Consider the following 22,918-nt stretch of genomic DNA (forward strand, 5'->3'; position numbering starts at 1 on the left):
AAGCGGCGAGGAGGCCGGAGTGGAGACCACGTTCTCGGCGTTGCTGGAGGACAGTGCGGAAGACCTGTACGAGAACGCACCGTGCGGCTACCTGTCCACGCTGATGGACGGCACGATCGCCAAGATCAACGCCACGCTCCTGGGATGGCTGGGACACGAACGCGCGGAACTCCTCGGGCGTCGGCGGTTCGCCGATCTGCTCCCCGTCGGCGACCGGATCTACCACGAGACGCACTTCGCGCCGATGCTGCGCATGCACGGCGAGATCGGCGGTATCGCGCTGGAACTGGTGCGCGCGGACGGAACGCGAATGGCCGTGCTGGTCAGTTCGACGGTCAAGACGAGCGCGAACGGCACGGCTCAGCTGATCCGCACCACCATCTTCGACGCCGGTGACCGCCGCGCCTACGAACACGAACTGCTGCGCGCACGCCAGGAGGCGGAACAGGAACGCGACCGTGTACAGCTGCTGGCCTCCACCTTGCAGCGCACGCTGTTGCCGCCGTCGTTGCCGGACGTGCCCGGCATGGACGTCGCGGCCTACTACCACCCCGCCTCCGCGGACGAGGTGGGCGGCGACTTCTACGACCTCTTCCCCCTCACCGGCGACACGTGGGCGTTCTTCCTCGGCGACGTGTCCGGCAAGGGCGCGGAGGCCGCCGTGGTCACGTCGCTTACCCGCTACACGCTGCGCGCCGCCGCCGTGCAGGAGCCCGGTCCCGCCTCCGTGCTGAAGCGCCTCAACACGGCGCTGCTCAAGGACCAGCACGGCGCGACGCCGCGGTTCTGCACCGCCATCCACGGCCTGCTCGAACCGGCGGAGGACGGCGCCAAAGTCACCCTCGCGAGCGGCGGGCACCCACCGGCGCTGGTGATCCGCCACCGCGGTGCGGCCGAACTCCTCGACACCAGGGGCGGTCAGCTGATCGGCGCGCTGCCGGACGCCCGCTTCGTCGAGGTCGAGCTGCACCTGCGGCCCGGTGACACACTCCTGCTCTACTCCGATGGACTCACCGAGGCCCGCACACACGGCCGCGTCCGCTACGACGAGGAGGACCTGCGCGACTGGGCCGACACCCTTGACGTCGGCAGCGCGACCGAGACCGTGGCCGCGGTGTCCCTGCTGCTCGACAGCTTCGGCGACGGTGTCGACGACGACACCGCGCTCCTCGCCCTCAGCGTGCGCCTGCTTGGAGATGAGAGACCATGACCTCGTTCACCGTCACCACGCTCGACCTGGAAGCGGGTCCGGTGGTCGAGTTCGCCGGGGAGCTCGACTCCGCCTCGGCCCCGCGCGCACTCCAGGCCGTCGAGGCGATCTCGCCGCGGCCGGGCCAGCAGGTCGTGCTCGACCTGACCGGACTGCTCTTCTGCGACTCCAGCGGCATCTCCGCGCTGATCGCCGCACGCAACCTCGCGCACTCCGCGGAGGCCGGCCTGGCGCTCGCCGGCGTCCCACGCCACCTCGCCCGCACCCTCGTGCTCATCGGGCTGGACACCTTCTTCACCACCTACGCCACCGCCGCGCAGGCCCAGGCCGCCTGGCCGGAGTCGCCGGCCGGAGGGTGAGTGGTGTGCGGGTCGCGGCCGGGGGTACTCGACCGGACGACCCGACAGGAGTGAGCCCATGCGAGGCGACATCGAGACCTACTTCGAGGACGGCCGGTGGAAGAACCGGATGGAGGGCAACGACCAGGCCTCCAGCACGCACCTCACCAAGGAGGAGGCTAGCGCCGACGGCCGTGAGATGGCGATCGTGCACGCGGTGGACCACATCACGCGCAACCGGGACGGCACGATCAGCGAGCACGACGTCTACCCGCGCGGCCGCGACCCGCACACCGGTGGCGGGGTCACCCGCGCGCACCGCCGGTGAACCGACGCGAACCGCACCGGTTCGCGTCCGCCACCGCGGGTTCCCCGGCGGGCGGCGCCGGGCAGGACTCAGCCGCCACGTGCGCTGAAACCCGTTGTGAGCGGGGCGTACCGCCTGCCACGAAGCCACGCGGTACGCTGGGTGTGTTGATCCTGATGCGGTCACGCAAGGCGTGGGCCTAGACCTCGCTACGTCCAGGAGCGACTGGAACCAGTCGACGTGGTGGAGGAAACCGTGCCAGTCATGGACCAGTGGTCGCTGTTCGGCGGTGTGACCAGAGGTGCGCGAACCTGACAGTCGTCGCCGATCGGTGATCGAAGCGCGCGCCACGGTGATCGCGGCGCTGCGCGACAGCAACAGCGAGCTCGACGTCCTGGCTCGCGTGATCCGCGCGTGCGTGGGCCTGCTGCCGGTGGACGGCGCCTCGATCTCGGTGCTGAGTGGCCCGCAGGAGCGGGAGACGTTGTACGCCAGCGACGTGATCGCGATGAAGATCGAGAACGTCCAGTTCGACCTGGGCGAGGGTCCGTGCTTCGAGGCGTTCGCGACCCGCCGGCCCGTGCTGGTTCCCGACCTGTCGCAGGCGTCGGTCCTCGCGTGGCCCGTGTTCGCGGCGGCGATCGCCGCGCTGCCCATCGGCGCGATCTTCGCGTTCCCGTTGCAGGCGGGCGCGATCGGCATCGGCGCGATCGACCTCTACCGAAGCCGGCCCGGCTGGTTGTCGGCGGACGAGCTCGCCGTCGCGCTGGAGGTGGTCGACGTGGTGACCGCGGTGCTGCTCGGCGTGCTCTTGGGCGAGTTCGACGGCGCCGACGGCCTGCGGGGTGTGCTTTCGCCCGGCCGCGAACAGGTGCACCAGGCGACCGGCATGGTGCTCGCCGCGCTCGGCATCTCCGCGGAGGAGGCGCTGTCCCGGTTGCGCGGCTACGCCTTCGCGATGGGCAGACCTCTCGACGAGGTCGCCAAGGACATCGTGAACCGCGAGCTGTCCCCGCTGGAGCTCCGCGCATGACCGCCTGCGAGACCTCGACGGCGGCCCCGTACTGGCAGCACTACCGTCGGACGAAGAAGACAGGAGCTGGTGATGAGCGGTAGCGCACCGTCCAGGACCGAGCGGGAGTCGCGGTTGCTCCACGCGTTGGTCGAGCTGGCGGACACGCTGGTCGACGACTACGACGTGGTGGACGTGCTGCACCGGCTGGTCGAACACTGCGTCCAGTTGCTGGACGCGACGGTGGCCGGGTTGATGCTGTCCGACCAGCGCGGCGGCCTGCGGGTGGTGGCCTACTCGTCGGCCCAGACGCGCACGCTCGAGCTGTTCCAGGTCCAGGCGAGCGAGGGCCCGTGCTACGACTGCGCGCACAGCGGCGAGGCGGTGCTCGTGGCGGACCTGTCGAAGGAGGTCCAGCGCTGGCCGCGGTTCGCGCCGCTCGCCCTCGCGGGGGGTTTCGCCTCGGTGCACGCCGTACCGATGAGGCTGCGGCGCGAGACCATCGGCACGCTGAACCTGTTCCGCCACGAGACCGGGTTGCTCAGCGACGAGGACCTGCTGGTCGTGCGCACCCTCGCGGACACAGCGACGATCGGGATCCTGCAGGAACGCGCCATCCGGCGCGGCGAGGTGGTCACCGAGCAGCTGCAGACGGCGCTGAACAGCCGGGTCGTCATCGAACAGGCCAAGGGTGTGCTCGCGTTCGCCGGGAACCTCGACATGGAGCAGGCGTTCCACACGCTGCGCGGCTACGCCCGCAACGGTGGTCGCCGGCTGGCCGATGTGGCCAGAGAGGTCGTTCTCGGCGAACTGCGCCCCGAGGTCGTCCTCTCACCACGTCCCACCGATCTGTGACCGGACCGGTCCCGCGGCATCGTCCGCCGGGACCGGGATCTCGGCTCGGCTCAACGGGTGCTCGGCGTTCCGGAGTGCCGGACGGCCGCCATGTGGGTAACCTGAACGAGCTGGCAGACGCAGCAACCGCCCGGACCCGCGGTCTCATCACCTCGTCGTGAGGAGAACACCGTGGGCGTCCGTGTCGAGCCGATCTCTTTCACGCGCAAGAACATCGCGCTTGTCTCCGCGCACTCCAGCCCGCTGGCCGACCCCGGATCGTCCGGCGCCGGCAGCCAGGGTCTCCACGTCGCGGGACTCGCGGCCGCGCTGGCCGCGCTCGGCCACCGGGTCCTCGTCTACACGCGGCGCGACCATCCCCACGTTCCGCAGCTCGTGCACAGCCCGCGCGGCTACGAGGTCGTGCACGTGCCGGCCGGGCCCCCGGTGGAGCTCGGCGCGGACGAAGTCCTGGCCCACGCGGGAGATCTCGTCGAGTTCCTCGAGCTGGCCTGGAAGGCGCGGCGCCCTGACGTCGTGCACGCCCACGGCTGGCTGTCCGGGATCGCCGCCGTGCTGAGCGCCAGGAACAGCCTGGTGCCGGTCGTGCAGACCTACCACTCGCTGGGCACGGCACGGCCTCAGGACCACCGTGCGGCCGAGGCGGACTCGACCAAACGCGTCGCGGTGGAACGGCTCATCGGTCACGAGGTCACCCTGGTCGTCGCGACCAGCTCCGCGGAAGCGCGCGCCGTCCTCGGCATGGGCGTGGACCGGTCGAAACTGGCGGTGGTGCCGAAGGGCGTCGATCTCGACCTCTTCGCACCGGGACCTTCAGCCGTCGACCGGATCCGGCCGCGCAGGATCGTGTCGGCGGGAAGACTGCTGCCGCGCAAGGGGTTCGACGACCTGATCGGCGCTCTGTCCACAATAGAGGGAGTGGAACTGGTGATCGCCGGCAGCGGTGCGCAGGGCGACGTCCACGGTGACCAGGAGACCAGGAGACTGCTGGCGCTGGCCCGTTCGGCCGGGGTCGGCGACCGCGTCGTGTTCGCGGGCCAGGTGCCCTACGCCGAGCTGCCCGCGCTGCTGCGGTCCGCCGACGTGGTGGCGTGCACGCCGCGGGAGTGGTCGTCCGGCGGTGTGGCGCTGGAAGCGATGGCCTGCGGCACGCCCGTCCTCGCCACCGCGGTCGGCGGTCTGGTCGACCTCGTCGTGGACGGGTTGAGCGGAGTGCTGGTCCCGCGGGCGAAACCGGATGCCATGGCCAATTCGTTGCGCGCGCTGCTCGCCGACGGCACGTACCGGGAACTGCTCAGCGTCGCGGGACGAGACCGGGCGCTCGCGCGGTACTCCTGGCACCGCGTCGCGTCCGACCTGGTGCGCGTCTACGCCGCGGCGGTGACCAGCCGCGGGATCGCGCCGCGGCACGTCCGCGCGCGGGCGACGTCAACGCCGAGGTGAGCGCGGCGGTCTCCCGGCCGCTGCCCTGAGCATCGCCATCACGAGGCCAGGGCTGATCGTGCCCGCTCCCAGGCCGATCTCGACGAGCTCGTCGAAGGCGTGCCGGTCGTCACGTGCCGCGGCCGTGGCCAGGTCCACGAGGGCGGGCGCGCGGGTAAGCAAGGCGAGGGCATCGGTGTGCCGCAGGTGTCTGCCGAGCAGACGGCGCAACGACAGCCGGTAGTGCCCGGCGGGATCCGCTGTCGTCGCGGCCGCACCGGCGAGGGCTCCGGACAGGACGGCGTAGTAGATCCCCTCGCCCGTGAGCGGGTTGATCAGCGAGGCCGCGTCCCCGGCCAGCAGCACGCGACCGCGGCCGACGCCCGGCCTGCCCGGCGACAACGGCAGCCGGTGGCCGCGCAGCGCCAGCGGAGGGCAGCCGGGCAGCAACGCGTGCAGGCATTCCGTCAGATGCGCTCGCGTCGGCGGACCGGTGCGGATGAGCTCGCCGTAGCCGACGTTCGCGGTGCCGTCACCGACGGGGAAGACCCAGGCGTACGCGGGCCAGTGCGCGGTGGCCATCACGAGCCGCTGCTCCTGCTCCGGCCACGGGTCCGCGCTCGTGTACCCGCGCAGTGCGATGGCGGTGGTGCCCGGTCTGGCGGTCCTGGCTCCGCTTCGCCGTCGTACGACCGACTCCGCGCCGTCCGCGCCGATGACCGTGCGGGCGTGGAACCGCCCGTCGACCTCGACGCCGTCCGCCACCGCGACGAGCGAGCGCACCCGGTGCCGGCGCAGCCGCGCACCCGCCTCCTGGGCAGCCGCGACGAGTCGCGCGTCGAGCAGCGCGCGGGGGACGACCGAGGTGGGGCGCGCGAACCCCCTGGCGGCCGTCACGCCGCTCGGCGCGGTCAGCCGCAGGCCGAGGACGGGGGCCGTGCCGGCGGTGAGAGCGCCGACGTCCACGCCGAGCCCGCCCAGGACGTCCAGCGCGTGCGGTGCGACCCCGTCGCCGCAGACCTTGTCGCGCGGGAACTCCGCGGCGTCCAGCAGCAGCACGCGGGCGTCCGGGTCGGCGCGCAACGCCGCCAGGGCGGCCGTGGAGCCCGCGGGCCCGGCGCCGACGACGACCAGGTCCCACCGGTCGCGCGCGGCCATCAGCGAGCCAGCTGGTCGACCGCGGCGGCGAACAGCCACGGCGCGCGCACCGCGGCGGGAACGATCCGGCGCCCGAGCACCGGCCGGTTCCTGGCCCACAGCAGGGACTCCGTCAGCCAGCGGGAACGGCGCGACGCGCGCGCCCAGGCGCGGTCGTAGTCCGCCGGGCGCCCGGCCCGCAGGCAGCGGACGAGCTCGGCCCCGGTCGTCAGCGCCAGGGCGAGCCCCTCGCCGGTCAGCGCGTCGACGTAGCCCGCCGCGTCGCCCGCCAGCAGCACACGTCCGGCGACCCGGCCGGTGGTCCGCTGCCGCAACGGCCCCGCTCCGCGCACGGTCGACACCGGTGCCGCACCGGCCAGCCGCTCCGCCAGCTCGGGGAAAGCGGCGAGCTGCTCGGTGAAGCCGCCCCGGACCGGCGACAGGATCGCGACGCCGACGGTGTCCGGCGCCACGGGTGTCACGTAGGCCTCCGACCGGGGCGCCCACGTCACCTCCACCCCACCGTTCCAGGGCTCCAGGGCGAAGTGGCGCCGCAGTCCCCAGCGCGGCGAGGAGGTCCTGCCCGGCGAGCGCAGGCCGACGAGAGCGCGGATCGGCGAGTGCAGACCGTCCGCGGCGACGAGGTAGCGCGCCCGCAACGCCCCGGCCCGCACGTGGTCGTCGTGCTGGAGGACGTCGGTGACCGGCGTGTCCAGCACAGGTATCCCGGCACGGCGGACTGCCTCGCCGAGCGCGTCGTGCAGCCGGACGCGGCGAACTCCCCGTCCGGCGCCACAGCGGAACGGCGCGTGCGCCGTCAGACGTCCCTGCCGGTAGGTGATACCGTCGATCGGGTGGCCGGACGGGTCCACCCCGAGCGCGGCCAGTGCGTGCACGGCACCGGGCATCAGCCCTTCCCCGCAGGCCTTGTCGAGCACCCCTGGCCTCCTCTCGCAGACCAGCACGTCCATGCCGGCCTGGGCACAGCCCAGCGCGACGGCGAGCCCCGCCGGGCCTCCGCCGGCCACCAGGACGTCGTGCATCCGGTCAGACACGGGCCGACCGCAGCGCGTCGTTCTCCGCGCGGACGCGGACCGCCAGCAGACCCGCGTTCAGCACGGTGAAGACCGACGCGGTCAGCCACGCGCCGTGCACCAAGGGCAGTGCGAAGCCCTCGACCACGACCGCGACGTAGTTCGGGTGCGGGAACAGGCGGTACGGACCGCCGGTCACGAGCGGAAGTCCCGGCACGACGACGATCCGGGTGTTCCACTGACGTCCGAGCGTCCGGACGCACCACCACCGCAGGACCTGGGACAGTACGACGAGCGCGAACATCGGCCAGCCCAGTGCGGGCACGAAGGCGCGGCCGGACAGCCAGACCTCGGCCAGGCACCCGGCCAGCAGGACGGTGTGCAGCACGACCATGAACGGGTAGTGCGCGAACCCCGACTCCCGCCCGCCGCGGGCGAGGCTCCACGCCAGGTTCCTCCTCGCGACGACCAGCTCGGCCAGCCGCTCGGCCGCGACGAGGCCGACCAGCACCGAGTACCACGCCTGGCTCACCACCTCAGCAGCACCAGCTCGGCGCAGAAGCCCGGCCCCATGGCCATCACCACGCCCCAGTCGCCCGGGGCGGCGGGCCGGGCCGTGAGCGTGTCCGCGAAGACGTGTAGCACGGACGCCGAGGACAGATTCCCTATCTCGTGCAGCGACCGCCAGGTCATCGCGAGGTCCTGCTCGTCGAGGCCGAGCACCGACTGGATGGCCTCGATGACCTTCGGCCCACCGGGGTGGCAGATCCAGCGCGCGATGTCGCCGATCTCGAGACCGTGTGGTGCCAGCAGGTTCTTGACGTCGTCGGCGAGGTGCTCGCGCACCAGCTCGGGGACCTCGGCGCCCAGCACTATCTTCAGTCCGGTGCTGCCGACGTCCCACCCCATCGCGCGTTCGGAGTCCGCGTACAGGTGGCTCAGCGAGTCCACGACCTGGGGACCGGCCGTGGCGCCGATGTGCTCGGAGCCGACCGCGACTACAGCCGCGGCGCCGTCGCCGAAGAGACCCGAGGCGATCATGTTGGCAGCGCTGGGATCCTGCCGTTGCACGGTCAGCGAGCACAGCTCGACCGACACGAGCATGGCGACCGAGCCCGGCCAGCCGCGCAGGAAGTCGTGCAGCCGCGCGACTCCCGCCGCGCCAGCCAGACAGCCGAGGCCGATGATCGGGATCCGCTTCACGTCCGGGCGCAGGCCGATCCGCGCCGCGATCCGGGCGTCGAGGGAGGGCACCGCGATCCCGGTGACGGTCGTCGACACGATGAGGTCCACATCGGACGGTCGCAGTCCTGCGTCCGCGAGCGCCGCCAGTGCGGCCTCACAGCCGAGATCGACCGCGACGGAGAGGAAAGCGTCGTTGGCCGCGGTGAAACCGTCGAGCTCGTCGTACCGCTCGATGGCCAGTGCGAGGTGCCGCGACCCGACGCGGGCGCTGCTGTGGAAGCGCGAGACCACCGCGCGGGAAGCGGAGTCCGGCAAACATAATCGGGCGAACAGGTTTGTCAGCCTTGCCTGGGGGTAGCGGTGCGGCGGAAGAACTCCGTGCACCGCCGAAATTGTCGTCACCCCTGTCACGGTACGGCTTCCGCCTACACTCGGCAGATGAGCGGCACAGCGATCCACCGCCGGAAGTCGTTGCGAATACTGCAAGGTCTCGCACGCGCGTGTCATCCCCTGCCCGCTCTCGCCGTCACGGTGGTGGCGGTCCTGCTCGGGCTGGGCGCCGGGATCGACGGCCCGCGCGCCACGCTGCTCGGTGCCGCGGTGCTCACGGGCCAGCTGTCGATCGGCTGGTCCAACGACTGGATCGACGCCGCCCGCGATCACGCCGCCGGGCGCGCGGACAAACCCGCTGCCGCAGGAGAGGTTCAGGTGTCCGCGGTCGCGGCCGCCGCGGTCGCGGCGGCGCTGGCGACGGTCGTGTCATCGTTGTCGCTGGGCTGGTTCGCCGGTGGCGTGCTGCTGCTGAGCGTCGCGGGCGGCTGGGCGTACAACCTCGGTCTCAAGAGCACCGCCTTCTCCGGTGCCGCCTACCTGTTCTCGTTCGCCGCGCTGACGATCGGCGTGCACGCGGCGGGGTCGGGTGGGACGTGGCCGCCGTGGTGGGTGCCGGTGACGGGCGCGCTGCTCGGGTTCGGGGTGCACTTCGCCAACGTGCTCCCGGATCTGCGCGCGGACGCGGAGACCGGTGTCCGGGGCCTGCCCCACCGGCTCGGTCCGCGCACGGGGGTGATCGTCATGGCGGGAGCCCTGGCCACGGCGTCGGTCGTGCTGGGCCTCGCTCCCGCCGGGGCGTCGGCGCTCTACTCGGCGGTCGTGGTGACGACCGGGGTCGCGTTGGCCGTCGTCACGACCGCCGCCGCGATCCGCGCCCCGCACAGCGCGATCGCGTTCCGGCTGACCGTCGCGATCGCACTGCTGGACGTGGTGCTGCTGCTCACCGTGAGCACCTGACGGCTATCTTCCGTGAGGCGCGGGAGCGGCCAGGTCGCGGCTGAGCTCGCCGCGGACGGTCTCCACGAGCTCGTCCCAGCTGTCGACGAACTTGCGGACACCCTGGCGTTCCAACTCGTCGGTGACCTCGCGGTAGTCGATTCCGAGCAGCGCGATCTCGCTGAGCACGTCCTGGGCCGGACCGTAGACCTCTTCGAGCACGACGGGGGTCACGGTGCCGTGGTCGGCGAACGCCTCGAGCGTCGGTCCCGGCATGGTGTTGACGGTGCCCGGGATGGCCAGCTCGGACACGTACATCGTGTCCGGGTAGGCGGGGTTCTTCACCCCGGTGGAGGCCCACAGCGGTCGTTGCGGCCGCGCTCCCGACGCGGCCAGGTCGCGCCAGCGTCGCGTGGCCAGGCTCGTCACGTGGACTTCGTGGGCGAGACGGGCGTTGGCGATCGCCGCCCTGCCCTTGGCCGCGAGCGCGCGGTCGGTGCCGATGGCGTCGAGACGCGCGTCGATCTCGGTGTCCACACGGGACACGAAGAACGAGGCGACCGAGTGGATTCCGGCCAGGTCGAGCCCGTTGAGCCGAGCCGTCTCCAGGCCGGTGAGGTAGGCGTCGACCACCTCCCGGTACCGGTCGAGGGAGAAGATGAGCGTGACGTTGACGCTGATGCCCTCGCCGATGACCGCGGTGATCGCGTCGAGCCCCGCCGTGGTGGCCGGGATCTTGATGAGCAGGTTCGGCTCGTCGACGGCCGACCAGAGCAGACGGGCGCGGTCGATGGTCGCCTGGGTGTCGTGGGCGAGGCCGGGGTCGACCTCCAGCGACACCCTGCCGTCGACGCCGTCCGTGCGGTCGTACGCCGGTCGCAGGACGTGGCAGGCCTCCCGCACGTCGTCGGTGGTGATGGCGAAGACCATGTCCTCGATGCTCGCCTCCACCTCCGCGAGCCGTCTGAGCTGCCGCGTGTAGCGCTCTCCCCGTTCCAGCGCGGACGCGAAGATGGTCGGGTTGGTGGTGATGCCGACGACGCCGCGGTCCGCGATCAGCGCCTGCAGCCTGCCCCCGGACAACAGCTCGCGGGACAGGTCGTCGAGCCAGATCGACACGCCTGCGGCGGCGAGTTCGGTGAGCGGGTGGTCGTGGCCCGTGGCCATGGTGCCTCCGTGGTCGGAAATCCTCGTGGTTCAGGCAGGACGGTCGCCGGTGCCGCCGGTGGTGGGCGCGGAGCCGCGCTGCACACCTCCCGGACGGACCGGCGCGACCGCGTCGCGCAGGCAGTCGTGCGCGGCCTCGGCGACAGCGGTGACGCCGAACTCCTCGTGGACGCGGCCTCGACGGTCACGCGGGCCCGCAAGCCCGGCGGGAGCGCTTCGTCCTAATAGGACAGTTCCAGTGCGGCGAACCACGCGCGGCAGGGAATCGAGACCACGCGGGTCCGGGCGGCTGTCGATGCTTCTCCCCGCGAATAGCCGGAATCCCGGCGGCCAAACGCGCAGGAGACGGCTCGGCCCCGCCGAGGTGCCGTCACGGCGGGGCCGAGGAGCAGGAGGTGCGGGTCAGTCGTCGCCGGGCGGGCGCAGCGACGGGGGCGCCGCCGGGTCGAGATCGGCCTGGCGGAGGCGGAACACCTGCAGTTCGACGCCGAAGTACTTCGTCGTCTCCCCCACCCAGTGCATGCCGTTGTTCCGCACGGTGGTGGCGGCGCGGGTGTTGCCCGGCCGCACGACGGCGAAGACCTCGTTCACGTCGTGGCGGAACGCCCACTCGGCGAGCGCGTGGGTCGCCTCGGTCGCGTAGCCGTTGCCCCACGCATCGGGGCGGAGGTGCCAGCCGACCTCGAGGTCCTCCTCGCCCGGCGGCAGCGGAAGCAGGACCGCGCCGCCGATCAACTGACCGTCGGCGGTGCGTTCGACCGCCCACCGGCCGGCCGCGGACGGCAGGCGGGCGTTCTCGGCGGCCCACTGCTGCAACAGCAACCGCATCGCCGCCTTGTCCGGGACGCGGTCCATCTCCGGGCTGAGCCAGCGGGTCACCTCCGCGTGCCCGTAGATCTCCAGAGCGGCCGGCGCGTCGTCGACCTGCCACGGGCGCAGCGTCAACCGCGCGGTGGTGAGGGTTTTCGCGGTCATGGGCAGATGCAGCCGCGGGGCAGCGCGGACACCGTGGTGGCGGTGCAGTACCGCACACCGAGCGCGTCGTGCTCGGCCCAGGGGTGGGGACAGACGGCGCAGCTGCCGGTCGTGTCGGGCTGGTCGTCGACGTCGATGATCAGGGGTGTGGACATGGGCATGCGGAACTCCGATGAGCATGGGCGGGAACGGGGTGATGCCGGGCTGTGTGGTGCGCCCAAGGCGGCATCAGCTCGACCGCTGCTGCGCGACATGCCCTCGGTGACTCCACCCTACCTGGCCCCGCGCCACCCGTTTGCCCGCGGCGGCACCGGGTAACTGGGGCCTCCCAGCCCGAACGGACGGTGCACGGTGGACCCGAGCCCTCTGCTCTACACCGGTGCCGGACTCGCGACGCTCGCCGCGGCGACGCTGCCGCGCCTGCTCGACCGCGCACCGGTCTCCCTGCCGATGCTCTTCCTGGGAGCAGGTGCCCTCACCTTCGCGGTCGTCGACCCGCTGCCCGACCCGGACCCCCTCCGCCACAGCACGGTGCTGCTGCACCTCACCGAGATCTGCGTGATCATCTCGCTGATGGGTGCGGGGCTGGCGCTCAACAGGGTGGTCGGACTGCGCCGCTGGGCGAACACGTGGCGGTTGCTGGCCGTCACGATGCCCCTGTCGATGTTCTCCGTGGGGCTGCTGGGCTGGGGCGCTCTTGGCCTCGGCGCCGGGGCCGCGCTCCTGCTCGCCGCGGCGCTCGCCCCCACCGATCCGGTGCTGGCGAGCGAGGTGCAGGCGGCCGAACCGACGGAGAACCCGGACGAGACCGACGACGAGGCGAGGTTCGCGCTCACCTCGGAGGCCGGTCTCAACGACGGCTTGGCCTTCCCGTTCACCTACGCCGCGATCGCGATCAGCGTCGCCGGGGTGGCACCTTCGCTGTGGCTGCCGCACTGGCTCGCCGTGGACGTGCTGTGGCGGCTGGCCTGCGGCCTCGTCGTCGGCGTGCTGATCGGCTGGTTGCTGGGCAAGCTGTTCTTCTCCTCGTCTTGGCGCACCTTCCGCCTCGCCGAGCACGCGGAGGGCTTCGTCGCCATCGCCGCCACCTTCCTCGCCTACGGTCTCGCCGAACTCGCCGAGGGCTACGGGTTCATCGCGGTGTTCGTGTGCGCGTGCTCCATCAGGTCCGCCGAGCGGCACCACGGCTACCACCAGGTGTTGCACCGCTACGTGGAACAGGCCGAGCGGATGCTGACCGTCGTGATCGTCTTCCTGCTGGGCGGAGCCGCCGTCTCCGGGCTGCTCGCCGGCACCGGTGTGCGCGAGGTCGCGGTCGCCGCGGTCGTCCTGCTGCTGGTGCGGCCGCTGGCGGGCTGGGCGGGTCTGGCCGGTGGCAGGACCGGGCCCCGGGAACGCGCCGTCATCGCGTTCTTCGGCGTCCGCGGGGTCGGCTCGCTGTTCTACGTCACCTACGCCCTCCAGAAAGGCGTCTTCGCCGAGCAGGCCGCGCTGTGGCGGATCGTCGGACTCGTCGTCATCGGGTCGATCCTGCTGCACGGCCTGACCGCGACACCGGCCATGTGGTGGCTCGACCGCGAGCGGCGGCGGAAGGCGATCGAGCATAACGGCGACGCGGGCGAGGCCTCCCGCACGCGCGTGTGAACGCTACCCCCGATCGAACACGAGAAACTCCTTGCACCGCAATAACTTCCCTTGCTCCCAAGCAGTTTGCACCCTCTGGGCGCGGGGTAGCTCGCACTGCGAACACCAGCCGAGAAGCCGAGGAGAAGTCGTGCGCCACGAAGCTGACGACGTGGTGTGCCAGGCGAGGAACGCCGGCAACGCGGAGCGAGCGGTGGAGACGCTGCGGGACGCGCCCCGCCTAGCGGTGCGGCAGGCGCGGGAAAGCCCGATCGCGGCGGGACTCATCGCGTTCGGGTGTGGCCCGCTGGTCGCCTCACCGCTGCCGCGCTCGCAGGCGGAGCAGCAGATCGTGGCATCGCGCGAGCGATGTCGTCGCACCCTGACCCGTACACCGCCGGGCCGGTTCGCCCCCGGTTCTCCCTCATGACAGGTTGGACAGATGAGCGCCACCGAAAGCGTCACGAAGACACAGGGACTGCGCTCGTTCGTCGACAACCTGCCGGTGGTCCTGTGGGAGGCGGACGCCGTGACGCGCCGGCTCACGTTCCTCTCCCGGCACGTCGAGCAGCTGCTCGGTCATCCGGTGCGCCGGTGGCTCGACGACCCCGCGCTCTGGACGTCCGCGATCCTGCCCGGCGACCGGGCCAGGGTCGAGGCGCAGCGCTGGAACCGGGCCGCCGAGGACGACGACTACGAGCTCTCCTACCGCGTGCGCGACGCCGGAGGAAGAATCCTCTGGCTGCAGGAGAAGGCGCGCGTGCAGCGGGACGAGTCCGCGGTGGCGCGGCGGCTCCAGGGCGTGCTCGTCGACATCACCCCGCACCGGGCACCCGCCGGGCGCGAGAGGTTCCTCGCCGCGCTCGAGAAGGAGTCGCGCAAGCTCGAGGACCGCGACGGTCTGATGGAGCTGGCGACCCGGTTGCTCGGCCGGCACCTCGACGTCGACCGCTGCGCGTACGCCAGGGCGGACGAGGACCACGTCGTCCTGAGCGGCGACCACGCCACCGGTCTGCCCCCGCTACCCGGCCGCTTCCCCATGCGGCACCTAGGTCCCGGAGCACTGCGGGCCTTGCGGGCCGGTGAGCCGTGGGTCGTCGCCGACCACGAGAACGACCCCCGCCTCGGCGAGGAGGACCTGACGGCACACGCCGGCACCGGTGTCCGTGCGGCGCTCTGCCTCCCCCTGCTGCGCGGCGGGCGGTTCGTCGCCGCGATGGCCGTGCACCACGCGACGCCGAGGCAGTGGACCCAGGACGAGGTCGACCTCGTCGCCGTCGTCACCGAACGGTGCTGGGAGTCGATGCGCCGGGCCCGGTCCGACCACGACCGGCGCGAGGGCGAGCTGCGCCTGCGCCGGCTGGTCGACCACGCCACCGACGCCGTCTGGCTGCTCGACCACGAGCTGCGGTTCGTCGAGGTGAACCCGGCGGCCTGCGCACTGCTGGGCCGCCGCCGCGACGAGCTGGTCGGGACGGAGGTGATGGACCTCGTCGTGGACGGCGAGGAGCCGGTGGACCGGACGACCGCGGTGTGGATCCTGCGCCGTACCGACGGCGCTCTCGTCGCGCTGGAGCTCAGCACGCAGGCGACCCCGGACGGGACGCAGGCCATCGGGCGGGACGTGACCGAACGGCTGCGCGCCGAGGCCGAGCGGGAGTCGGCGCTGCGGCGGGAACGGGAGGCCGCCATCGCCCTGCAGCACAGCCTGCTGCCCCGGGAGTTACCGGTGCTGGACCGGCTCGCCGTGTCCGCCCGCCACCTGCCCGCCTCACCGCACGCGCCCGCGGGCGGCGACTGGTACGAGGTGCTCCCGATCAGCGGCACCGTGGTCGGCTTCTCGGTCGGCGACGTCGCGCACGGGGGACCCGCGGCGGCCGCGGTGATGGCACAGCTGCGCAGCGCGCTGGCGGGCTACCTCGTCGACGGGCACCCGCCGGCGGCGGCGCTGGAGCGGCTCGACGCCTTCGCCACCAGGGTCGGCGGCTCCACCGGCAGCACGTGCGCCTGCGTCACGTTCGACTGGACCACCGGAAAGGTGCGCTGGTCCACCGCGGGTCACCCACCACCGCTGGTCACGGGTTCCGGCGGCACCCGGCTGCTCTCGGGGGCAGGCGCCGCCCTGGGCGCACCGCGCCGAGCGCCGTACGAGGAGCACACGACCGTCCTGTCACCGGGCACGTCGATCGTGTTCCACACCGACGGCCTGGTCGGAGGGCCGGGAGCGGTGCCCGACCGCCTGCTGGACCTGGTGCGGGAGGCGCGCGGACGGGGTCCCGAGGAGCTGGCCGACTCGATCGTGGGCGACCTGCTCGCTCACGGCCAGGACGACGACGCGGTGCTCGTCGTCGCCCGCTACCTGCCACCACCGTTGCACCTGACCACCCCCGCCGAACCGGAGCAGCTGTCCGGGCTGCGCGCGGCGGTGTCCGAGTGGACGACCGTGTCGGGCCTGTCCGAGGACAGGTCCTACGACCTCTTGCTCGCCTACGGCGAAGCGGCCGCCAACGCGGTGGACCACGCCTACGAGCAGGCGCGCGGCACCTTCTCGACCCACCTCGCGCACACCGGCGGCTCCGTGCAGGTGACGGTGGAGGACAACGGTTCCTGGCGTCCGGCGGACGCGGAGCCGGGGCACCGCGGGCGCGGCCTGCGGATGATCCGGGCGCTCGCCGACGACGTCGAGCTGACCACCAGCGGCACCGGCACGACGATCCGGTTCCGCTTCGCCACCTCGCCGGCCGCGACGACGCCGATCGCGTCGCCGGCACCGGCGGTGCGGTCCGAGCTGGCCGAGCAGGAGTCGGACGGCGCCCACGTGCTCCGCATCACCGGTGACCTGGACACCGGCACCGTGGAGGACCTCCGGGGGCGGGTGATGGCCCACGTCGACCGCCGCGACGACCGGCGGCCGGTCGACATCGACCTGACCGCGGTGGGATACCTCAGCAGTTCGGGGATCGCGTTGCTCCTCGAAGCCTCCTACCTGGCCCAGCGCACCGGCCGCGTGTTCCGCGTGACGTGCCTGAGCGGCAGCGCGCCGGACCGGATCCTGACGCTGTCGGGCCTCGGCGACGCCCTGGCGGTGCACAGGACGCTCGGCTGAGAGCCGCCTCTCGGGTCCACGCCGGTCCGTCACCCCGATGCGACCGGCGCGGACCCGTCATCGGCGTAGAGTGGGTGGTCCGAGGGGACCTCGCGCATCGGCGACCGAGCCAGGTGCCCCCTGCGGAGTGTCAGCGACCCCGCCCGGCTGGTCCGGACGGAGGCGGGAGCACCGAGATGATCTCGGGCCCGATCAGCACCAGCCTCGACCTCACCACACCACGCGGCCTTCGGATGACGAGGAAGCCGGACGCGGTGTCCGACGGCCAGTTCCCCGGCGGCTGGCGGCCGCTCGCCACCGACCCCGCCACCACCGTTCCCGCGCTGAACCCGCCGGACTGGCGGACGCGGGCATGACCCCGCGCACCTGACCGCCGCACCGCGACAGTCCTCAGTGGACTCCCTCTTCGCACCGGACTCGTGCCGGTGCGCCCGTCTGCCTGCCTCCGACTCGAAAGGCCCGCCGCTTCATGGTTCGCACCTATGGTTTTCTGAGCACCTACCCACCGACACAATGCGGGCTCGCGACGTTCACCGCCTCGCTCCAGCGCCACCTGGCCGCCGCCACCCCGGGCAGCAGAAGCCGCGTGGTCCGCGTGCTGACCGACGCCGAACCGCACGCCGCCGCCCCGTCGGCGGCCCACCCCATGCGTCCCGGAGCGGTGGACGCCGCCGCGGAGGTGCTCAACCGGTGTGACGTCGCGGTGGTCCAGCACGAGTACGGGATCTACGCCGGCATTGACGGCGACGAGGCGCTGGGCGTGCTCGCCCGGTTGCGGGTCCCGGTGGTCGTCGTGCTGCACACGGTGCTCACCACGCCCACACCGGGACAACGCCGGGTGCTCGAAGCGGTCGTCGACCACGCCGACGCCGTGGTCACCATGTCGGAAGCGGCCAGGAGCCGTCTCCTGGCGGGCTACGCGGTCGACCGGCCCGGTGAGGTCGTGGTGATCCCGCACGGCGCCGTGCCCGCCGACAGGCCCGCCGCCTCGGCACCGGGCCGCGGCCCGCTGGTCCTCACCTGGGGCCTGCTCGGCCGCGGCAAGGGCGTCGAATGGGGCATCGCGGCGCTCGCCGCGCTGCGCGACCTGAAACCGCGCTACCTGGTGGCGGGCCAGACGCATCCCAAGGTGCTGGCACACGAGGGTGAGGCGTACCGGACGCACCTGTGCGAGCAGGCCGCCGCCTCCGGGGTGAGCGACCTGGTCGAGTTCGACCCCGCCTACCTCGGCACCGAGGCGCTGGCGGACCTGGTCGACAGGGCCGACGTCGTGCTGCTGCCCTACGACTCGTCCGAGCAGGTCACCTCCGGCGTGCTCGTCGAGGCCCTCGCCGCGCGGAAACCGGTGGTCGCGACGGTGTTCCCGCACGCGGTCGAACTGCTCGCGGATGGAGCCGGACTGCTGGTGCCGCACCGGAATCCCGCCGCCATCGCCGCGGCGCTACGGCGCGTGCTGACCGAACCGGGACTGGCCGCGGGGATGCGCGACCGGTCCGCGGACCTGGGTGCCGTGCTGAGCTGGCCCGCCGTGGCGGACCGCTACCGCGGGCTGTGCGAGAACCTGGTGGCGGGCAGGCTGTTCGCCGACCGCGTCGCCGTGACGCGATGAGCGACCTCGAGTTCGCCCACCTGGTCAGGCTGAGCGACGACACCGGTCTGCACGAGCACGCGGACGGGCCGCTGCCGCGCCGGGAGCACGGCTACTGCCTCGACGACGTCGCGCGAGGCCTGGTGGTGCTGCACCGCGAACCCGACCTGCCCGCCGACCTGGCCGCACTGGCCGAGCACTACCTCGCCTTCACCGCCTACGCGCAGGCCGAGGACGGGCGCTTCCACAACAGGCTCAGCCCCGACCGCCGCTGGCTCGACGAACCGGGTCTGGGCGACTGGTGGGGACGCGCGCTGTGGGGGCTCGGCACCACCGCCGCCCGCAGCACGGTGCCCGCCATCCAGCAGGCGGCGCTGGCGTGCTTCGACCGCGGCGCACACCACCGGCCGCCGTCGGTGCGCACGATGGCGTTCGCCGCGCTCGGCGCCGCCGAGGTGCTGGACGCCGATCCCCTGCACGCCTCCGCCACCGCCCTTCTCGGCGACATCACCTCCTACATCGGCGCGCCCCGCCCCGACGAGAACTGGCCGTGGCCGGAGAACCGGCTGTTCTACGCCAACGCGGCGCTGCCCGAGGCGTTGATCGCCGCGGGCGACCTCCTCGGCAGCGACAAGGTCCGCGACGACGGGCTGCGGCTGCTGGACTGGCTGCTGACCGTGGAGTCCAGGGACTTCCACCTCTCACCGGTCCCGACCGGCGGGTGGTTCCTCGGCGAGCCGCGTCCTGCCTTCGACCAGCAGCCCATCGAGGCCGCCGCGATGGCCGACGCGTGCGCCCGCGCCTACCGGGTCACCTCCGACCCCGCGTGGCTCGCCGGTGTCCACCGCGCGATCGCCTGGTTCAGCGGGGACAACGACCTCGGCTCGCTGATGCGGGACGAGCACACCGGCGGTGGATACGACGGCCTGACGCCGACCGGTCCGAACACCAATCAGGGCGCCGAGTCGACCCTGGCGCTGCTCTCCACCCGCCAACACCTGCGCACGCTCCTGAGGAGCACCGGATGAACCCCCGCGTCACGCGCAGCCCGCTGCGGCTGCGCCCCGACCCGCGCCGGGTCATCACCAAGCTGTTCGTGCCGGGCGAGGAGGTGCCCGAGCACGAGTCGCGGTCGGCGGCCGTCATCCGGCGGGTGATGGCGCTGGACGAGCCGGCCGCGTGCGCGGCGCTCGACCGCACGGTCCGGTTGTTCGCCGGACGGCACCGGGACGTCCGCGGGACCTTCGCGGACAACTTCGCGAGCGTCAGCCACCGGCTGTCCGCGGACGCCGAGCTCTCCGAGTCCCGCCGTCTCCTGATCGGCGCCTACTTCACCCACGAGTACGCCGTCGAGGGTGCCGCGCTGTGCAACCCGTCCATGGTCGCCCACCCCGACCAGAGCGGGATGGCACAGGGGCAGCTGCGGTTCGTGCTGAGCGTGCGCGGCATCGGCGAGGGGCACCTGTCCTCGATCGGCTTCCGCACCGGGGTGGCGGGCCCGGGCGGTGTGCTCACCGTGGATTCGCAGCCGGGCGTCATCAGCACCGGGCTGCGCACGGACTCGATCCACGACAAGGGTCTCTTCCTCGGCAAGCTCGCCGAGCGGGGCCACGACGACGAGGTGTCGGCCGTGCTCAGCCGGTGGTTGCCCGCGCGGTTCACCGGAGCGGAGCTCGACGAGCTGCTGGCCGGTCTGCACCCCAAGCTGGTCGCCAGGCAGGCGGCTCACCGGACGGTCGAGCTGGTCAGGTGGATCGCCGCGTGCAACTACACCACCGACTTCCCGGAGGACTCCGCGGTCAACGGCCGGGTGCTTTGGCCGACCGGCCCGTCGGAACGCCACGGCATGGAAGACGCGCGGTTCGTGCGCTTCTCCGACGACGACGGCTCGCAGACCTACTACGCGACCTACACGGCCTACGACGGCGTCGACGTGGCGCCGCAACTGTTGCAGACAGACGACTTCCGCACGTTCCGGATCACACAGCTGACCGGTCCCGCCGCGCGCAACAAGGGAATGGCGCTGTTCCCCCGCCGCATCGGCGGCAGGTTCGCCGCGCTGTCCCGCGGCGACGGCGAGAGCACGGCTGTGACGACGTCCGACGACCTCAAGTCGTGGAACGAACCCCGGCCCGTGGCGGCGCCGGGCAGGGACTGGGACCTCGTCCAGGTCGGCAACTGCGGCTCGCCGGTCGAGACACCCGAGGGCTGGCTCGTCCTCACCCACGGGGTCGGTCCGATGCGGCTCTACTCAATGGGAGCGATGCTGCTCGACCTCGACGACCCGGCGAAGGTGCTCGCCACGCTGCCGGAGCCGCTGCTGACGCCGAACGCCGCTGAGCGCGACGGTTACGTGCCCAACGTCGTCTACTCGTGCGGCGGTCTGCTGCACGGCGACACCCTCGTGATCCCGTACGGCGCGAGCGACGCGACCATCGGCCTCGCCACCACCTCGGTGGGCGACGTGCTCGCCGCGATGGCGCCGTGAGATCGTTTCGCGCCTGTTTGAAGGTGGCGGGGCAACGGGTAAGCCTTTCTGACTGACATCACCGTTCGCCCGAGACCCCGGCGGCACCGACAAGATCGCCGTCCGGAGGTTCGCGACGTGACCACGACAGTGCCCCGCACGCAGTCCGCACCCCAGCCACTGCTCGCGGGGGAGAACTCCCCGTTCGAGAGATTCCTGGTCAAGCTCTTCGCGGTCGTTCCCGCGCTGGCGCTCGCCGTCGCGGTGCCGTTCGCGTGGGGCTGGGGTCTGGGCTGGACCGATGTGGGTCTCGCCGTGTTCTTCTACACCCTCACCTGCCTCGGCGTGACCGTCGGTTTCCACCGCTACTTCACCCACGGCGCGTTCAAGGCCACCCGGGCGCTGCGGATCGGGCTCGCGATGATCGGCAGCATGGCCATGCAGGGACCGGTCATCGGCTGGGTCGCCGACCACCGCCGCCACCACGCCTTCGCCGACCGCGAGGGCGACCCGCACTCCCCCTGGCTGTTCGGCACGTCGGCCACGGCGCTGGCCAAAGGCTTCTGGCACGCGCACATGGGCTGGATGTTCCGCCGCGACCTGACCAACGCCGCCCGCTTCGCACCGGACCTGGAGGCCGATCCCGACCTCCAGCGGGTCAACCGCCTGTTCCCCGCGCTGACGGCCGTCACCCTCCTCGCGCCCGCCGTGGCCGGAGGGCTGATCAGCTGGAGCTGGTGGGGTGCGCTCACGGCGTTCTTCTGGGCGAGCCTCGTGCGGGTGGCCGTGCTGCACCACGTCACGTGGTCGGTCAACTCGATCTGCCACATGATCGGCGACCGGCCGTTCGAGGCGCGCGACAAGTCCGCGAACTTCTGGCCCCTGGCGATCCTGTCCATGGGCGAGTCCTGGCACAACTCCCACCACGCCGATCCCACGTGCGCACGGCACGGAGTCCGTCGTGGTCAGATCGACATCTCCGCGCGCCTGATCCGCGTGTTCGAGCTGCTCGGCTGGGCGACCGCCGTGCGCTGGCCGAAGCCGGAGCGTCTGGCACGCAAGCTGAAGTCGGCCAGCGACGCCCGAACGGCGGCGTGAGCCGGTCCGGTACCGCACTAAGGTCACCTGTGCGCCTGGCCCGGTCAGGTGAGAACTCCACGACCGCCCCGGCCCCGGCGGTGCATCGTCCACCCCACCCGGTCTGGAGTGTTGCCCGCGATGATGGGTTTGTCCGACGTCACCCGGCTGGAACAGCACACCCGCGCGCTGCGCGAGATGGACTACCGCCACGGGGGTGAGTCTTGCCTGGACCGGGTGCGAACGCAGATCCGCGAGAACCTCCCGCTGCTCGTCGCCGCCGCGCCGGACGACGTGCGGCGGCGGTTGCACGTCGCTCTCGCCGACCTGCGCAACCTCGCCGGCTGGGTGTCGTTCGACGCCGGTCAGGTCACGGCGGCGCACAACCACTTCGCGCACGCGTTGGCACTCGCCGGAGTGGCCCGGGACGACGGCCTGCTCGCGAACGTGTGCTACCGGCTCGGCCGGGTGTACCTGCACCACGGGAACCTCGACGAGGCGTTGCGGTACTTCGACCTCGGCCGCCTCGCGGCGGCGCGCTCCGGCGACCGGCTCGCGGCCAGCATCCTGACCGTCAACGCGGCGTGGGCGTGCGCGCAGAAGGGCGCCGAGCACCACGCGCTGACATTGCTCGAACGCGGCCGGGAGCAGTTCGGCGCCGCGGACCGCACCGAGGTGGCCGGCTGGGCGATGTTCTTCACCGAGCCAGACCTCTCGGCCATGGCGGGCGCGGTGCACTCGGCCCTGGTGGACACCGCGGGGCCGCACCACGCGCGCACCGCCATGCCGCTGCTCGTCACGGCGGTCGACGGCTACGGCGAGGACATGCTCCGAAGCCGGGTCCTCAGCCTGATCCTGCTGTCCACCGGCCAGCTCGTCGAAGGAGACGTCGACGTCGGCGTCGCCACCGGCCTGCGAGCACTCGAGTCGGCGGCCACCGTCGGTTCGGCCCGGATGCGCGACCGCTTCCGCCCTCTCGCCGCGCAAGCGCGCAGACACCCGTCCCACACCGGAGCACTCGACCTCGCCGATCTCGTCGACGCGAGAACCACAACAGCGGCACCATGAACCAAGAGCACGCGGTCGCGCTGCCGGCATCCGGGTTCCCGCCGCGGCGGTCCGGTCTCCGAAGAACCCGATCGCCCC

General features: G+C 72.5%; 24 protein-coding genes. 17 read left to right on the plus strand and 7 right to left on the minus strand.

Going from position 1 to position 22,918, the window contains the following annotated elements:
* Positions 1-19 precede the first annotated feature (19 nt).
* The 6 genes from BLT23_RS25330 to BLT23_RS25355 all read left to right on the plus strand — a co-directional run bounded on the left by BLT23_RS25330 (position 20) and on the right by BLT23_RS25355 (position 5,165).
* Positions 20-1,210 (plus strand): PP2C family protein-serine/threonine phosphatase, encoded by a 1,191-nt coding sequence (locus tag BLT23_RS25330; protein WP_245744158.1) that lies wholly within the window; start codon positions 20-22, stop codon positions 1,208-1,210.
* Complete coding sequence (locus BLT23_RS25335) at positions 1,207-1,569, plus strand: STAS domain-containing protein (protein WP_090052805.1); 363 nt, start codon at positions 1,207-1,209, stop codon at positions 1,567-1,569. The genes BLT23_RS25330 and BLT23_RS25335 overlap by 4 nt, the downstream gene beginning before the upstream one ends.
* A gap of 58 nt (positions 1,570-1,627) precedes the next feature.
* A complete protein-coding gene (locus tag BLT23_RS25340) occupies positions 1,628-1,876 on the plus strand; it encodes a DUF2188 domain-containing protein (RefSeq protein WP_090052807.1) in 249 nt (82 codons plus the stop codon).
* Positions 1,877-2,186: 310 nt separating this feature from the next.
* A complete protein-coding gene (locus BLT23_RS25345) occupies positions 2,187-2,888 on the plus strand; it encodes a GAF and ANTAR domain-containing protein (protein WP_089927583.1) in 702 nt (233 codons plus the stop codon).
* A 72-nt stretch (positions 2,889-2,960) separates the two neighbouring features.
* Complete coding sequence (locus tag BLT23_RS25350) at positions 2,961-3,722, plus strand: GAF and ANTAR domain-containing protein (protein ID WP_090052809.1); 762 nt, start codon at positions 2,961-2,963, stop codon at positions 3,720-3,722.
* Between the two features lie 171 nt (positions 3,723-3,893).
* Positions 3,894-5,165 (plus strand): glycosyltransferase, encoded by a 1,272-nt coding sequence (locus BLT23_RS25355; RefSeq protein ID WP_245744159.1) that lies wholly within the window; start codon positions 3,894-3,896, stop codon positions 5,163-5,165.
* On the opposite strand, the gene BLT23_RS25360 is transcribed toward BLT23_RS25355, so the two are convergent.
* From BLT23_RS25360 to BLT23_RS25375, 4 genes are read right to left on the minus strand one after another with little or no spacing between them, the layout of a single operon-like run.
* Positions 5,151-6,302 carry a geranylgeranyl reductase family protein gene (locus BLT23_RS25360; protein WP_090052811.1) on the minus strand — a complete coding sequence of 384 codons (1,152 nt, stop codon included), beginning with the start codon at positions 6,300-6,302 and terminating at the stop codon, positions 5,151-5,153. The genes BLT23_RS25355 and BLT23_RS25360 overlap by 15 nt on opposite strands.
* The gene (locus BLT23_RS25365) at positions 6,302-7,336 is read right to left on the minus strand and encodes an NAD(P)/FAD-dependent oxidoreductase (protein WP_218133878.1); all 1,035 of its coding nucleotides are present in this window, start codon (positions 7,334-7,336) and stop codon (positions 6,302-6,304) included. The genes BLT23_RS25360 and BLT23_RS25365 overlap by 1 nt, the downstream gene beginning before the upstream one ends.
* Positions 7,329-7,847, minus strand: coding sequence for an isoprenylcysteine carboxyl methyltransferase family protein (locus tag BLT23_RS25370; protein WP_090053024.1), 519 nt, complete (start codon positions 7,845-7,847; stop codon positions 7,329-7,331). Before BLT23_RS25370 ends, BLT23_RS25365 begins: the two co-directional genes overlap by 8 nt.
* Entirely contained in the window at positions 7,844-9,007 is a 1,164-nt protein-coding gene (locus BLT23_RS25375; protein ID WP_245744160.1) for a type III polyketide synthase, read from the minus strand. Before BLT23_RS25375 ends, BLT23_RS25370 begins: the two co-directional genes overlap by 4 nt.
* Here BLT23_RS25375 and BLT23_RS25380 point away from each other — a divergent pair.
* The gene (locus tag BLT23_RS25380) at positions 8,939-9,790 is read left to right on the plus strand and encodes a UbiA family prenyltransferase (protein WP_090052820.1); all 852 of its coding nucleotides are present in this window, start codon (positions 8,939-8,941) and stop codon (positions 9,788-9,790) included. The two genes, BLT23_RS25375 and BLT23_RS25380, sit on opposite strands and share 69 nt — an antisense overlap.
* 3 nt (positions 9,791-9,793) lie before the next feature.
* Here BLT23_RS25380 and tal read toward each other — a convergent pair whose 3' ends face one another.
* The gene (tal, locus tag BLT23_RS25385; protein WP_090052823.1) at positions 9,794-10,936 is read right to left on the minus strand and encodes a transaldolase; all 1,143 of its coding nucleotides are present in this window, start codon (positions 10,934-10,936) and stop codon (positions 9,794-9,796) included.
* Between the two features lie 9 nt (positions 10,937-10,945).
* Between tal and BLT23_RS40155 the strand changes: the two genes are divergently transcribed.
* The gene (locus BLT23_RS40155) at positions 10,946-11,161 is read left to right on the plus strand and encodes a hypothetical protein (protein ID WP_143036029.1); all 216 of its coding nucleotides are present in this window, start codon (positions 10,946-10,948) and stop codon (positions 11,159-11,161) included.
* A gap of 177 nt (positions 11,162-11,338) precedes the next feature.
* Here the strand turns inward: BLT23_RS40155 and BLT23_RS25390 are convergent, their stop codons facing one another.
* Together BLT23_RS25390 and BLT23_RS40960 are read right to left on the minus strand one after the other, a co-directional pair.
* Positions 11,339-11,911, minus strand: coding sequence for a GNAT family N-acetyltransferase (locus tag BLT23_RS25390; protein ID WP_090052826.1), 573 nt, complete (start codon positions 11,909-11,911; stop codon positions 11,339-11,341).
* Positions 11,908-12,066 carry an RGCVC family protein gene (locus BLT23_RS40960; protein ID WP_176946913.1) on the minus strand — a complete coding sequence of 53 codons (159 nt, stop codon included), beginning with the start codon at positions 12,064-12,066 and terminating at the stop codon, positions 11,908-11,910. The genes BLT23_RS25390 and BLT23_RS40960 overlap by 4 nt, the downstream gene beginning before the upstream one ends.
* 196 nt (positions 12,067-12,262) lie before the next feature.
* Between BLT23_RS40960 and BLT23_RS25395 the strand changes: the two genes are divergently transcribed.
* The 9 genes from BLT23_RS25395 (at position 12,263) to BLT23_RS25430 (ending at position 22,840) form a co-directional block, all read left to right on the plus strand.
* The gene (locus BLT23_RS25395; protein WP_218133879.1) at positions 12,263-13,555 is read left to right on the plus strand and encodes a cation:proton antiporter; all 1,293 of its coding nucleotides are present in this window, start codon (positions 12,263-12,265) and stop codon (positions 13,553-13,555) included.
* Between the two features lie 130 nt (positions 13,556-13,685).
* Complete coding sequence (locus tag BLT23_RS40160; RefSeq protein ID WP_143036030.1) at positions 13,686-13,964, plus strand: hypothetical protein; 279 nt, start codon at positions 13,686-13,688, stop codon at positions 13,962-13,964.
* Between the two features lie 12 nt (positions 13,965-13,976).
* Entirely contained in the window at positions 13,977-16,640 is a 2,664-nt protein-coding gene (locus tag BLT23_RS25400; RefSeq protein WP_090052829.1) for a SpoIIE family protein phosphatase, read from the plus strand.
* 176 nt (positions 16,641-16,816) lie between these two features.
* Positions 16,817-16,996, plus strand: coding sequence for a hypothetical protein (locus BLT23_RS25405; RefSeq protein ID WP_089927626.1), 180 nt, complete (start codon positions 16,817-16,819; stop codon positions 16,994-16,996).
* A gap of 230 nt (positions 16,997-17,226) precedes the next feature.
* Positions 17,227-18,249, plus strand: a complete 1,023-nt coding sequence (locus BLT23_RS25410; RefSeq protein WP_218133880.1) for a glycosyltransferase — start codon at positions 17,227-17,229, stop codon at positions 18,247-18,249.
* Positions 18,246-19,256: a glycosyltransferase gene (locus tag BLT23_RS25415; protein WP_090052831.1), complete on the plus strand. Its 1,011-nt coding sequence runs from the start codon at positions 18,246-18,248 to the stop codon at positions 19,254-19,256. Before BLT23_RS25410 ends, BLT23_RS25415 begins: the two co-directional genes overlap by 4 nt.
* Positions 19,253-20,716 carry a glycoside hydrolase family 130 protein gene (locus tag BLT23_RS25420; RefSeq protein WP_090052833.1) on the plus strand — a complete coding sequence of 488 codons (1,464 nt, stop codon included), beginning with the start codon at positions 19,253-19,255 and terminating at the stop codon, positions 20,714-20,716. Before BLT23_RS25415 ends, BLT23_RS25420 begins: the two co-directional genes overlap by 4 nt.
* 117 nt (positions 20,717-20,833) lie before the next feature.
* Complete coding sequence (locus tag BLT23_RS25425) at positions 20,834-21,793, plus strand: acyl-CoA desaturase (protein WP_245744161.1); 960 nt, start codon at positions 20,834-20,836, stop codon at positions 21,791-21,793.
* Positions 21,794-21,841: 48 nt separating this feature from the next.
* Positions 21,842-22,840, plus strand: a complete 999-nt coding sequence (locus BLT23_RS25430; protein WP_483868420.1) for an NsdA family TPR-like regulatory protein — start codon at positions 21,842-21,844, stop codon at positions 22,838-22,840.
* Positions 22,841-22,918: the final 78 nt, after the last annotated feature.

The organism is Lentzea fradiae, assembly GCF_900100955.1.
GTDB lineage: Bacteria > Actinomycetota > Actinomycetes > Mycobacteriales > Pseudonocardiaceae > Lentzea > Lentzea fradiae.

Bases quoted from the DNA above. Each gene is read 5' to 3' on its own strand.
- BLT23_RS25380 (WP_090052820.1), top strand. From the start codon at position 8,939: ATGAGCGGCACAGCGATCCACCGCCGGAAGTCGTTGCGAATACTGCAA.
- BLT23_RS25360 (WP_090052811.1), bottom strand. From the start codon at position 6,302: ATGGCCGCGCGCGACCGGTGGGACCTGGTCGTCGTCGGCGCCGGGCCC.
- BLT23_RS25350 (WP_090052809.1), top strand. From the start codon at position 2,961: ATGAGCGGTAGCGCACCGTCCAGGACCGAGCGGGAGTCGCGGTTGCTC.
- BLT23_RS25400 (WP_090052829.1), top strand. From the start codon at position 13,977: ATGAGCGCCACCGAAAGCGTCACGAAGACACAGGGACTGCGCTCGTTC.
- BLT23_RS25375 (WP_245744160.1), bottom strand. From the start codon at position 9,007: ATGACACGCGCGTGCGAGACCTTGCAGTATTCGCAACGACTTCCGGCG.
- BLT23_RS25415 (WP_090052831.1), top strand. From the start codon at position 18,246: ATGAGCGACCTCGAGTTCGCCCACCTGGTCAGGCTGAGCGACGACACC.
- BLT23_RS25335 (WP_090052805.1), top strand. From the start codon at position 1,207: ATGACCTCGTTCACCGTCACCACGCTCGACCTGGAAGCGGGTCCGGTG.
- tal (WP_090052823.1), bottom strand. From the start codon at position 10,936: ATGGCCACGGGCCACGACCACCCGCTCACCGAACTCGCCGCCGCAGGC.
- BLT23_RS25405 (WP_089927626.1), top strand. From the start codon at position 16,817: ATGATCTCGGGCCCGATCAGCACCAGCCTCGACCTCACCACACCACGC.
- BLT23_RS25390 (WP_090052826.1), bottom strand. From the start codon at position 11,911: ATGACCGCGAAAACCCTCACCACCGCGCGGTTGACGCTGCGCCCGTGG.
- BLT23_RS25340 (WP_090052807.1), top strand. From the start codon at position 1,628: ATGCGAGGCGACATCGAGACCTACTTCGAGGACGGCCGGTGGAAGAAC.
- BLT23_RS25420 (WP_090052833.1), top strand. From the start codon at position 19,253: ATGAACCCCCGCGTCACGCGCAGCCCGCTGCGGCTGCGCCCCGACCCG.
- BLT23_RS40960 (WP_176946913.1), bottom strand. From the start codon at position 12,066: ATGTCCACACCCCTGATCATCGACGTCGACGACCAGCCCGACACGACC.